Source organism: Bradyrhizobium sp. 62B (genome assembly GCF_030272265.2).
Taxonomy (GTDB): Bacteria; Pseudomonadota; Alphaproteobacteria; order Rhizobiales; family Xanthobacteraceae; genus Bradyrhizobium.
The window spans coordinates 6996250-7008249 of the sequence record NZ_CP092841.2 but is presented as its reverse complement, the minus strand read 5'-3'; the positions used below and the strand labels follow the sequence as shown (position 1 = coordinate 7008249).

At 65.3% G+C, this 12000-nt stretch carries 12 protein-coding genes; 11 read left to right on the top strand and 1 reads right to left on the bottom strand.

From position 1 onward, the window contains the following. The first annotated feature begins 9 nt into the window (after nt 1-9). The 9 genes from ML401_RS33695 (at nt 10) to phoB (ending at nt 8731) form a co-directional block, all read left to right on the top strand. A complete protein-coding gene (locus tag ML401_RS33695; protein ID WP_259217968.1) occupies nt 10-441 on the top strand; it encodes a GNAT family N-acetyltransferase in 432 nt (143 codons plus the stop codon). A 425-nt stretch (nt 442-866) separates the two neighbouring features. Further along, entirely contained in the window at nt 867-1925 is a 1059-nt protein-coding gene (locus tag ML401_RS33690) for a lysylphosphatidylglycerol synthase domain-containing protein (protein ID WP_259217967.1), read from the top strand. Nucleotides 1926-1967: 42 nt separating this feature from the next. Beyond that, nucleotides 1968-3266: an ATP-binding protein gene (locus ML401_RS33685; RefSeq protein ID WP_259217966.1), complete on the top strand. Its 1299-nt coding sequence runs from the start codon at nt 1968-1970 to the stop codon at nt 3264-3266. Nucleotides 3267-3411: 145 nt separating this feature from the next. Next, a complete protein-coding gene (gene pstS, locus ML401_RS33680; RefSeq protein ID WP_285808482.1) occupies nt 3412-4425 on the top strand; it encodes a phosphate ABC transporter substrate-binding protein PstS in 1014 nt (337 codons plus the stop codon). 175 nt (nt 4426-4600) lie between these two features. Then, entirely contained in the window at nt 4601-5590 is a 990-nt protein-coding gene (gene pstC, locus ML401_RS33675) for a phosphate ABC transporter permease subunit PstC (protein ID WP_194408488.1), read from the top strand. Nucleotides 5591-5594: 4 nt separating this feature from the next. Continuing rightward, on the top strand, nt 5595-6440 hold the full coding sequence (gene pstA / locus ML401_RS33670; RefSeq protein ID WP_194404874.1) for a phosphate ABC transporter permease PstA: 846 nt from the start codon (nt 5595-5597) through the stop codon (nt 6438-6440). Beyond that, a complete protein-coding gene (gene pstB, locus ML401_RS33665; protein WP_211415548.1) occupies nt 6437-7258 on the top strand; it encodes a phosphate ABC transporter ATP-binding protein PstB in 822 nt (273 codons plus the stop codon). Before pstA ends, pstB begins: the two co-directional genes overlap by 4 nt. An 11-nt stretch (nt 7259-7269) precedes the next feature. After that, nucleotides 7270-7986 (top strand): phosphate signaling complex protein PhoU, encoded by a 717-nt coding sequence (gene phoU / locus ML401_RS33660; RefSeq protein ID WP_194404872.1) that lies wholly within the window; start codon nt 7270-7272, stop codon nt 7984-7986. Nucleotides 7987-8023: 37 nt separating this feature from the next. Then, the gene (gene phoB / locus ML401_RS33655; RefSeq protein ID WP_285808479.1) at nt 8024-8731 is read left to right on the top strand and encodes a phosphate regulon transcriptional regulator PhoB; all 708 of its coding nucleotides are present in this window, start codon (nt 8024-8026) and stop codon (nt 8729-8731) included. Between the two features lie 72 nt (nt 8732-8803). Here the strand turns inward: phoB and ML401_RS33650 are convergent, their stop codons facing one another. Then, nucleotides 8804-9316: a GcrA family cell cycle regulator gene (locus tag ML401_RS33650; protein ID WP_014491301.1), complete on the bottom strand. Its 513-nt coding sequence runs from the start codon at nt 9314-9316 to the stop codon at nt 8804-8806. Between the two features lie 457 nt (nt 9317-9773). Between ML401_RS33650 and ML401_RS33645 the strand changes: the two genes are divergently transcribed. Then, complete coding sequence (locus ML401_RS33645) at nt 9774-10979, top strand: aspartate aminotransferase family protein (RefSeq protein ID WP_259217963.1); 1206 nt, start codon at nt 9774-9776, stop codon at nt 10977-10979. Continuing rightward, the gene (argF, locus tag ML401_RS33640; protein WP_194404870.1) at nt 10979-11902 is read left to right on the top strand and encodes an ornithine carbamoyltransferase; all 924 of its coding nucleotides are present in this window, start codon (nt 10979-10981) and stop codon (nt 11900-11902) included. The genes ML401_RS33645 and argF overlap by 1 nt, the downstream gene beginning before the upstream one ends. The last annotated feature ends 98 nt before the right edge of the window (nt 11903-12000 follow it).

Here is a 12000-nt window from a genome sequence, read left to right as displayed (position 1 = left end):
GAGGACGCGATGTCGATTGTCTGGGCTGACGACCTCGCCGGGATCGACTGGGACGAGCTCTCCGAGCTCTATCGCATTGCCCCGCTCGGCAACAAGAAGCCGGGCGATCTTGCGCTGGTGTTCGGCAACAGCATGTTTCGCGCCTTCGCCAGGGAGGGTGGCCGCCTCGTGGCCGCAGGGCGCGTGCTGGCCGACGGCCGCGACTGCGCCTATCTCTGTGATATCGCCGTGCACCCGGACTGTCAGGGGCGGGGTCTCGGCCGCGACATCATCGAGCGTCTGCTTGCGCATTGCCGCGGCCATCGCAAGATCATCCTCTATGCCGTGCCGGGCAAGGAGGGGTTTTACGAACGCCTGGGCTTCTGGCGGATGACCACGGCCATGGCGATCTTCGAGGATCAGGCCGCAGCCCATGGCCGCGGCTATTTGACCGCGCCTTGAGGCTGGGCACGGGAGGCCGCGACCTTCCGGCGCATCGGACAACCCGTGAACGAGGCCGGGATTGCCCCCTCTTTCAACAGGGGGGCGCCGTCCATAGATTGATTTCGGCTTAAGGCGTGACGGAACAATGTGCGGCCGAAATCATCAAAACTTCACGGCGTCTGCGCAGGATTGCCAGGGAGATTCGCGTCAAGCCTTGCCGCCGAAGGCGTCAAACCGTGCATCAGGAGCCCATAACCCTGCCTAAAATATTGAAGGCACGTGTTTTTGTTCGAATTGGCGAATTCCACTCCGCCCGAAAACGCGCTAGTGGAGGGGCGGGGGGCATGCGCGATGCCGGAGCCGGCGGCGAGGGGTCGTCGTGTGCCTGTGCGCCGTCCTGTCCGCCGGCCGTTCTGGCCGCTGAAGCGTTGTTCGAGGTCTAGATGCTGGAAGCCATACGCAGGGCGACATCGTTTCTGCGCGAGAAGCAAATCCTGCATAAGCTTGGCGTTGTGATCAGCGTCGCGGTCATCGGCATCGCTTGCTATGTGCTCTACCACATGCTGCGCGGCATCGATTTCAACGAGGTCCTCGAAGCGATCAAGAGCACCGAGCCGAGCCAGATTGCGATGGCGGCGCTGTTCGTCGCCGCGGGCTATTTCACGCTGACCTTCTACGATCTGTTCGCCGTGCGCGCGATCGGCCACGCCCATGTGCCCTATCGCATCAACGCGCTTGCGGCCTTCACCAGCTATTCCATCGGCCACAATGTCGGCGCGTCCGTCTTCACCGGCGGCGCGGTGCGCTATCGCATCTATTCGGCCTATGGGCTGAACGCGATCGACGTCGCCAAGATCTGCTTCCTCGCCGGCCTGACCTTCTGGCTCGGCAATGCCGCCGTGCTCGGCCTCGGCATCTCCTATCATCCCGAGGCCGCCGCCTCGATCGATCAGCTGCCGCCATGGCTGAACCGGACGCTGGCGCTGGCGATCATCGCGGGGCTGGTCGGCTACGTGGTCTGGGTCTGGACCCAGCCGCGCGTGGTCGGCCGCGGGCCCTGGACCGTGGTGCTGCCGGGCGGCCCACTGACGCTGCTGCAGATCGCGATCGGCATCATCGATCTCGGCTTCTGCGCGCTCGCAATGTACGTGCTGGTCCCGGACGAGCCCAATCTCGGCTTCGTGGTCGTCGCGGTGATCTTCGTCTCGGCCACCCTGCTCGGCTTCGCCAGCCATTCGCCCGGCGGGCTCGGCGTGTTCGACGCCGCCATGCTGGTCGGCCTCTGGCAGATGGACCGCGAGGAGCTGCTTGGCGGCATGCTGCTGTTCCGCGTCCTCTATTATCTCTCGCCCTTCGTCATCTCTGTAATCTTGCTGACGTTTCGCGAAGTTATCATCGGCGCACGATCGAAGCGCCTGCAGCAGGCGGCGCTCAAGCTCGACCCCGGTCCGGCGCGTGAAGCCGCCTACGTGAGAGAGCGTAGCGACGGCGCCAAATCTTAGGACCAGAGTCCAGGACAGGCCCTTTAGGAGAAGTCCGCCCCGATGGCGATCGACGCCCCATCTTCTCCCTCCACCCAGCCCTGGTCCGACCGGCTGCGGCACTCGACGATCATCCTGATCGCCGCGGCGCTGGCGCTGTCCGTCATCGTCTCGCTCGGCGAATTGTCGGTGCTGCACGCCGCGATCGTGTTCCTGTGCATCGCCGCCGCTGCGCTGATCCCGTGGCGCCTGCATGATCCCGCCGCGTCCCGCGACGACGTCAGGCGCATCAATCCGGTCGAGAGCGCGGCGGTGGCCGCGGTCGTCGCCGGCATGCCGGATCCGGCGGTACTGCTCGACCGTGCCGGCCGCGTCATCCACCTCAATGCCGCCGCCGCCCAGCTCGCGCCGGCGCTGCGCCGGAACGAGCTCGCCCAGTTCGCGCTGCGCTCGCCGGAGATCATCACGGCGCTGCGCGAGGCGATCGCGACCTCCGAGCCGCGGCGCGCGACCTATCTCGACCATGTCCCGGTCGATCGCTGGTTGGAGCTCACGATCACGCCGGTGCCGGTGCCGACCAGCTTCGGCGGCACCGACAAATGCATGCTGATGACCTTCCACGACCAGACGCCGCTGCGCCGGGTCGAGGAGATGCGCGCCGACTTCGTCGCCAATGCCAGCCACGAGCTGCGCACGCCGCTGGCCGCGCTGTCGGGCTTCATCGACACGCTGCAGGGCCAGGCCAAGGACGATCCAAAGGCGCGCGAGCGCTTCCTCGGCATCATGCACAACCAGGCCACCCGCATGGCGCGCCTGATCGACGATCTGTTGTCGCTGTCGCGGGTCGAGCTGTCGGCCCATGTCCGCCCCGACACCCTGGTCGATCTCTTGCCGATCATCCGCCAGGTCGCCGACGGGCTCGAGCCGCTGGCGCGCGAGCGCCAGGTCGAGGTCGAGATTCATCTGCCGGATGGGCCGGTGATGATCGCGGGCGACCGCGAGGAGCTGCTCCGCCTGTTCGAGAATTTGATCGAGAACGCGCTCAAATACGGCGCCTCTGGCGGACGCGTCATCGTGTCGCTGACCTCCGCCGCGGCCACTGACGGAACTCAGGAAATCCGGATCACGGTGCGCGATTTCGGCCCCGGCATCGCGCCCGAGCACCTGCCGCGGCTGACCGAGCGGTTCTACCGCGTGGACGTCGGCGACAGCCGCTTGCAGGGTGGAACCGGGCTCGGATTATCGCTGGTGAAACATATCCTTAACCGCCATCGCGGCCGGCTTTTGATCGAAAGCGTGCCCAAGCAGGGCGCTACTTTCACCGCCTGTTTTCCCCAGATCAAGACTCCCGCATCGACCTGAAACGCGAGCGATTTCAGTTGCTTGCTGGTGTCATCCGACTGTCACGAAACCTTCGTAAAAGCACAGCCGACCGCTCCTAAAGGGGGCGGCGCGGGGAGCGCGATCGGGCGCGGATGGCGCTTCGCTCCCCCCAATGGAGACCAGCATGAATTTCCTCAGAACGATCGTCGCTGCCGGCTTGGTCGCCGCATCGACGACGGTGGCGCTTGCCGCCGACATCACCGGCGCCGGTGCGACGTTCCCGTTCCCGATCTATTCGAAGTGGGCTGACGCCTACAAGAAAGAGACCGGCAATGGCTTGAACTACCAGTCGATCGGTTCCGGCGGCGGCATCAAGCAGATCCAGGCCAAGACCGTGACCTTCGGCGCCAGCGATGCGCCGCTCAAGGCCGAGCAGCTCGAGAAGGACGGCCTCGTGCAATGGCCGACGGTGATGGGCGCCATCGTTCCCGTGGTCAACCTCGAGGGCGTGAAGCCGGGCGAGCTGGTGTTCGACGGCGAGACGCTGGCCAACATCTATCTCGGCAAGATCACCAAATGGGACGACGCCGCGATCAAGAAGCTCAATCCGAGCGCGAAGCTGCCCTCGGAAGCCATCACCGTCGTCCGCCGCTCGGACGGTTCGGGCACCACCTTCAACTTCACCAACTATCTCTCCAAGGCTAGCGCGGACTGGAAGAGCAAGGTCGGTGAGGGCACCGCGGTCGAGTGGCCGGTCGGCGTCGGCGCCAAGGGCAATGAAGGCGTGTCGGGCAACATCAGCCAGACCAAGAACTCGATCGGCTATGTCGAGTACGCCTATGCCAAGCAGAACAAGCTGACCTACACCGGTCTCGTCAACAAGGCCGGCAAGCTGGTGCAGCCCACCGTCGAAGCCTTCCAGGCGGCCGCCTCCAACGCCGACTGGGCCAAGGCGCCCGGCTATTACGTCATCCTGACCGACCAGCCCGGCGAGAAGTCGTGGCCGATCACCGCGGCGACCTTCATCCTCATGCACAAGTCCGCGACCGACAAGGCGGCCTCGCAGGAAGCCATCAAGTTCTTCCGCTGGGCCTTCAAGAACGGCGGCAAGGCGGCTGAAGAGCTCGACTACATCCCGATGCCGGACAGCGTCGTCCAGCTGATCGAGAAGACCTGGGCTGCCGAGATCAAGAGCTAAGCGCTCTCCTCTCGTGTCCCGCACGCGCTGCAACGTGAAACGTTGCGGCGCAGAGCCGGGACCCACAAACGCTAGGCCCCGGATCGGCGGCGCACCGCTACGCGCTGCACCGCATCCGGGGCACAAGACCAACAAAAAAGTGTAGTCTTTGGTACAGGGGATCGGCGTGGCAGAAATGGCCGTTCAGAGCGATGTAATCGACGACGCCGGACCGTATGACCGCGCCAAGGCCTTGAGCGCGTTCAAGCTCGGCGACGTCACCTTCTACTGGATCACGCGGCTGTCCGCGATCTCTGTGCTGCTCATTCTCGGCGGCATCATCATCTCGCTGATCGTCGGCGCGTTCCCGGCGATCAAGGAATACGGCCTCTCCTTCCTGTGGACGCAGCGCTGGGCGCCGTCCGCCGATCCGCCGGTGCTCGGTGCGCTCGGGCCGATGTACGGCACGCTGGTCACCTCCTTCATCGCGATGCTGATCGCCATTCCCGTCGGCCTCGGCATCGCCATCTTCCTCACCGAGCTCTGCCCGCAATGGCTGCGCCGCCCGATCGGCATGGCGATCGAGCTGCTCGCCGGAATCCCGTCGATCATCTACGGCATGTGGGGCTTCTTCGTGCTGGGGCCGTTCCTGGCCAACACCTTCCAGCCCTTCATGATCAGGATCTTCGACGGCGTCCCCGTGCTGGGCGCGATCTTCGCAGGTCCCCCGTCCTATCTCAGCCTGTTCAACGCCGCGCTGATCCTCGCCATCATGGTGCTGCCCTTCATCACCTCGATTTCGGTCGACGTGTTCAAGACGGTGCCGCCGGTCCTCAAGGAAGCCGCCTACGGCGTCGGCTGCACCACCTGGGAAGTCGTCCGCAGCGTGGTGATCCCCTACACCCGCGTCGGCGTCATCGGCGGCGTCATGCTGGCGCTGGGCCGCGCGCTCGGCGAGACCATGGCGGTGACCTTCATTATCGGCAACTCGTTTCGCATCTCGTCGTCGATCTTCGCCCCGGGCACCACGATCTCGGCGGCGATCGCCTCCGAATTCGCCGAGAGCGACGGCCTGCATCAGTCCGGCCTGATCCTGCTCGGCTTGCTGCTGTTCGTGCTGACGTTCTTCGTGCTCGCGGCGGCGCGGCTGATGCTGATGCGGCTGGAAAAGAAGGCGGGGAACTAGCGCCATGAATCCGATCTATTCACGCCGCCGCCGCAAGGATTTCATCATCCGCGGTCTTTGCTTCGCGGCCGCCGCCTTCGGTGTCACCTGGCTCGCGCTGATCCTGATCACGCTGCTCTACAACGGCGTGGCGGGCCTGAACGTTCAGCTCTTCACCGCAGACACGCCTCCGCCCGGCTCGACCGAGGGCGGCCTGCGCAACGCCATCGTCGGCTCGATCATCATGACCGTGCTCGGCGTCGGCATCGGCGCGCCGCTCGGCCTGTTCGCCGGCACCTATCTCGCCGAGTACGGCCGCAACGACAAGCTGACCTCGGTGATCCGCTTCATCAACGACATCCTGCTCTCGGCGCCCTCGATCATCATCGGCCTGTTCATCTACGGCGCGGTGGTGGTGCCGATGCGCGGCTTCTCGGCGATCGCGGGCGCGCTGGCGCTTGCCGTGATCGTGATCCCGGTCGTGGTGCGCACCACCGAGGACATGCTGCTGCTGGTGCCGAACCCGCTGCGTGAAGCCGCCAGCGCGCTCGGCCTGCCGCGCTCGCTGGTGATCAAGCGGATCGCCTATCGCGCGGCGCGCTCCGGCCTCATCACCGGCGTGCTGCTGGCCACCGCGCGCGTCGCCGGCGAGACGGCGCCGCTGCTGTTCACCGCGCTGTCGAACCAGTTCTTCAGTCTCGGCCTGGACAAGACGATGGCGAACCTTCCAGTCACCATCAACAACTTCGTGCAGAGCCCCTACGCCTATTGGAAGCAGCTCGCCTGGAGCGGCGCCCTGCTGATCACCCTGACCGTGCTTGCCCTGAACATTGGCGCCCGCATCATCGGCGCCGAGAGGACTGCAAAATGAGTGAAATCTCTGTTTCCGTCAGCGCGCCGAGCGTTCACCCCGGCTCGCAGCCGCTGCCCGAGGCGCCAGCCAAGGTCACCGCGCGCAACCTGAATTTCTACTACGGTGAGCACCACGCGCTGAAGAACATCAATCTGACGCTCGGCGCCAATCGCGTCACGGCCTTCATCGGCCCGTCGGGCTGCGGCAAGTCCACGCTGCTGCGCATCTTCAACCGGATGTACGACCTCTATCCGGGACAGCGCGCCACCGGCCAGCTGTTGCTCGACCACACCAACATCCTCGATCCCAAGCTCGACCTCAACCTGCTGCGCGCCCGGGTCGGGATGGTATTCCAGAAGCCGACGCCGTTCCCGATGACGATCTACGAGAACATCGCCTTCGGCATCCGCCTCTACGAGAAGATCTCGAAGTCCGAGATGGACGACCGGGTCGAGAAGGCGCTGCGCGGCGGCGCGCTGTGGAACGAGGTCAAGGACAAGCTCAACGCCTCCGGCCTGTCGCTGTCCGGCGGCCAGCAGCAGCGCCTGTGCATCGCCCGCACCGTCGCGGTGCGGCCTGAAGTGATCCTGTTCGACGAGCCCTGCTCGGCGCTCGACCCGATCTCGACCGCCAAGGTCGAGGAGCTGATCCAGGAATTGTCCGAGAACTACACGATCGCGATCGTCACCCACAACATGCAGCAGGCGGCGCGCGTCTCCGACAAGACCGCCTTCATGTATCTCGGCGAGCTGATCGAGTTCGACGACACCAGCAAGATCTTCACGTCGCCGAGCGATCGGCGTACGCAGGATTACATCACCGGCCGGTTCGGCTGAGGAGACGCAACATGGGTTCTGAACATACCGCAAAGGCTTTCGACACTGACCTCCAGGAGCTCACCCGCCTGGTCGCCGAGATGGGCGGAATCGCCGAGCGCATGATCGTCGATTCCGTCGGCGCGCTGATCCGCCGCGACGTCGCGCTCGGCCAGCGCGTCGTCACCATCGACGCCGATCTCGACGCGCTGCAGAAGCGCATCGAAGAACGCGCCGTGCTCACTATCGCCCGCCGCCAGCCGATGGCGGTGGATCTGCGCGAGATCGTCGGCGCCATGCGCGTCGCGACCGACCTCGAGCGCATCGGCGACCTCGCCAAGAACATGGGCAAGCGCGTCGCCGCGCTGGAGACCGACTTCCATCCGCTCAAGCTGTTCCGCGGCCTCGAGCACATGACCGACCTCGTGCAGCAGCAGGTCAAGTCGGTGCTGGATGCCTATGCCGCGCACGATCTGCCGGCGGCGATGGCGGTGTGGAAGGGCGACGAGGAAGTCGACGCGATCTGCACCTCGCTGTTCCGCGAGCTCCTCACCTACATGATGGAGGATCCGCGCAACATCTCGTTCTGCATCCATCTGATGTTCTGCGCCAAGAACATCGAGCGGATCGGCGACCACGCCACCAACATCGCCGAGACCGTGTTCTACATGATCGAGGGCCAGGCGATCACCGACAAGCGGCCGAAGGGCGACATGACGACCTTCGCCACGACGGTCCCGAATACCTGAAGACTTGATATCCGAAGACCTAAGGAGCGACGACACCATGGGCGCACGCATTATGGTGGTTGAGGACGAGGAAGCTCTCACCGAGCTTCTGCGTTACAACCTCGAAGGCGACGGCTATGACGTCGAGACGGTGATGCGCGGCGACGACGCCGACACCCGCCTCAAGGAGCACATTCCCGATCTGATCGTGCTCGACTGGATGCTGCCGGGCCTCTCCGGCATCGAGCTGTGCCGGCGCCTGCGCACCCGGCCCGAGACCAAGCAGCTGCCGATCATCATGCTCACCGCGCGCGGCGAGGAGAGCGAGCGGGTGCGCGGCCTTGCGACCGGCGCCGACGACTACATCGTCAAGCCGTTCTCGGTGCCGGAGCTCTTGGCGCGCGTGAAGGGCCTGCTCAGGCGCGCCAACCCCGAGCGGCTCGCGACCGTGCTGGCCTATGGCGACATCGAGCTCGATCGCGACAAGCGCCGCGTGGCGCGCTCGGGCCGCCCGATCGATCTCGGCCCGACCGAATATCGGCTTCTGGAGTTCTTCCTGGAGCATCCCGGCCGCGTGTTCTCGCGCGAGCAGCTGCTCGACAGCGTCTGGGGCCGCGACATCTATATCGACGAGCGTACCGTCGACGTCCATATCGGCCGCCTGCGCAAGCTGCTCAATCTCGGCCGCGAGCAGGACCCGATCCGCACCGTCCGCGGCGCCGGCTACGCGCTGGATGATCGCTTTGCGAAGGCTGAGCAGACGTAGGACCTGCTTCCGTAATCCAACAAAAAGCGCGCCAGCTGACGCGCTTTTTCGTCTCGATGCCTAAGACCGTGTTTACCGCGGGCCCGGCTTCGCCGGTGCGCGCCGGCGATCCGCTGCCGGCTGATACGCCACGCGCGAATGCTGGGCGCAGTAGGGCAGGCCGGACAGCGCCTTGCCGCCGCAGAAGAAGAAATCCGGGCTCGAGGGATCGCCGACCGGCCAGTGGCAGGTCGCCTCGTTGAGCTCGAGCAGCGACAGCCGCTGGCTCATCGGCACCACGTTGTCGTAGGTGACCGGTTCGGCCTCGACTTCGACCTCGAAGGCCTGCGCCAGTGCGGTGTTGCCGCGCGCAATGGGGCGGGTCACCCGCATCATGTGCTGCGCCGGGCGTGCCTTGCGCGGCCGCGGCGCGGCCGACGAAGGGCTCTTGGCGCGGCCGGACAGGCCGAGCCTGTGCACTTTGCCGATCACGGCATTGCGGGTCACATTGCCGAGCTCTGCTGCGATCTGGCTGGCCGACAATCCGGCCTCCCAGAGCTTTTTCAGCTGCTCGACGCGATCGTCGGACCAGGTCAAAACCGTCATTGCACCCTTTCCCTCGCTGCGCTTCTGCCATCCTGGCGGTCCGTGCGGCGAATGCCTAAGCCTCAAAAACCCGTGCCGTCAGAATCCCTTAAGGCTCGCCGGGCGCGCTACTCGCGCCCGAACGTTTACGCCGGTACATGAGGACTCTTGGGATCAGAACTGCTGCACGAGATGTCGTATCTGACAGCCCAAACGCTACAATATGGCGTGACTCACGCGCAAGAGTCCGCCGACTCGCTTCCACATGTTCCGTGGTGTAAAACCCGCAAAATCGCCACCGCAAGACTACGGAATCTGCGTTTCCCGAGGCTTTCGGGCGGCATTGACACCCGTTTCACCAGGCCTAAGATAGTCCCGCGTGCCGCCCTTAAAAGGCGGCACGTTTCGTTTTCCGGGCCGGTCAATGGTGCGTTGCGCAATGCACGCCCCACACCGTCCGCAACATCAAGTGACCGTCATGACTAACAGCGTAGCCCCGCATTTGCTCCCCGTTTTCGCCAGGGCCAACCTCGGTTTTGAGCGCGGCGAAGGCTGCTGGCTGATTGCGACCAATGGCGATCGCTATCTCGATTTCACCTCGGGCGTTGCTGTGAACGCGCTCGGCCACGCCCATCCCGCGCTGGTCAAGGCGTTGCAGGAGCAGGCGACGAAGCTGTGGCACATGTCGAACCTGTTCCAGAGCCCGGACGGCGAGAAGCTCGCCGCGCGCCTGTGCAACGAGAGCTTTGCGGACTTCGTGTTCTTCTGCAATTCCGGCGCCGAGGCGCTGGAGGGCGTGATCAAGCTGGTCCGCCATCATCACTTCTCCAAGGGCCATCCGGAACGTTACCGCATCATCACCTTCGAAGGCGCGTTCCACGGCCGCACGCTGGCGACCTTGGCTGCGACCGGCTCTGCAAAATATCTCGAAGGTTTTGGACCGCCGATGGACGGCTTCGACCAGGTGCCGCATGGCGACCTCGAAGCCGTCAAGAAGGCGATCGGCCCCAACACCGCCGGCATCCTGATCGAGCCGATCCAGGGCGAGGGCGGCGTGCGGTCGGCACCTCCCAATTTCCTCAAGGCGCTGCGCCAGCTTTGCGACGAGAAGGGGCTGCTGCTCGCCTTCGACGAGGTGCAGACCGGCATGGGCCGCAGCGGCGATCTGTTTGCCTACAGGCGTACCGGCGTGACGCCTGACGTGATGTCGCTGGCCAAGGCGCTCGGCGGCGGCTTCCCGATCGGCGCGGTGCTGGCGACCGCGGATGCGGCGGCCGGTATGGGGCCGGGCTCGCACGGCTCGACCTTCGGCGGCAATCCGCTGGCGATCTCCGCGGCCAACGCCGTGCTCGACGTCATGCTCAAGCCAGGCTTCTTCGACCACGTGCAGAAGATGTCGCTGCTGCTCAAGCAGAAGCTCGCCTCCGTGATCGACCGTCACCCCGACATCGTCAGCGAAGTGCGCGGCGAGGGCCTCCTGATCGGCATCAAGGCCGTCGTGCCCTCGGGCGATCTCGTGGCCGCCTTGCGCGACGAGAAGCTGCTGACCGTCGGCGCCGGCGACAATGTCGTGCGCTTCCTGCCGCCCCTGATCGTCACCGAAGCCGAGATCGAGGACAGCGTCATCAGGCTCGAGCGTGCCTGCTCCGCATTGGCGGCCGGCCAGACCAAGCGGGCAAGCTGATGAGCAAGTCCCCGAAGCATTTCCTCGACATCAACGAGCTCCCGCTGTCGGAGCTCAAGCGCATGCTCGCGGCGTCAAGCGCCATGAAGGCCAAGCAGAAGGCGCAGCAGCCGGTGCGGCCGCTCGAAGGCAAGACGCTGGCGATGATCTTCGAGCGCCCCTCGACGCGGACGCGGGTGTCGTTCGACGTCGCCATGCGCCAGCTCGGCGGCGAGCCCATCATGCTCACCGGCGCCGAGATGCAGCTCGGCCGCGGCGAGACCATCGCCGACACCGCGCGCGTGCTGTCGCGCTATGTCGACGCCATCATGATCCGCATCCTCAACCACGATGCGCTGCTGGAGCTCGCGGCCAACGCCACCGTGCCCGTCATCAACGGCCTGACGCGGCGCTCGCATCCCTGCCAGGTGATGGCCGACCTCATGACCTATGAGGAGCATCGCGGCCCGATCGAGGGCAAGACGGTGGCCTGGACCGGCGACGACAACAACGTGCTGGCGTCCTGGGCGCATGCCGCCGAGCGCTTCAAGTTCCAGCTCAATGTCGCGACGCCCCCGGAGCTCGCGCCGAAAAAGGCGATGCGCGACTTCATCAAGTCGACGGGCGCGCCGATCATGCTCGGCACCGATCCCGAGGCCGCCGTGAAGGGCGCCGACTGCGTCGTCACCGACACCTGGGTGTCGATGGGCGACAAGGAAGGCGAGCATCGCCACAACGTGCTCAAGCCCTATCAGGTCAATGGCAAGCTGATGTCGCTGGCCAAGCCGGATGCGCTGTTCATGCACTGCCTGCCCGCCCATCGCGGCGAGGAGGTCACCGATGAGGTGATCGACGGCCCGCAATCGGTCGTGTTCGACGAGGCCGAAAACCGCCTGCACGCGCAGAAAGGCATTCTGGCCTGGTGCTTTGACGCGGTGAAGTAGCTTCTTGTAGCTCGGATGGAGCGCAGCGAAATCCGGGTTCTCAACGCGCGGAAAGATCTCCCGGATTACGCTGCGCTCCATCCGGGCTACGCGAGCCG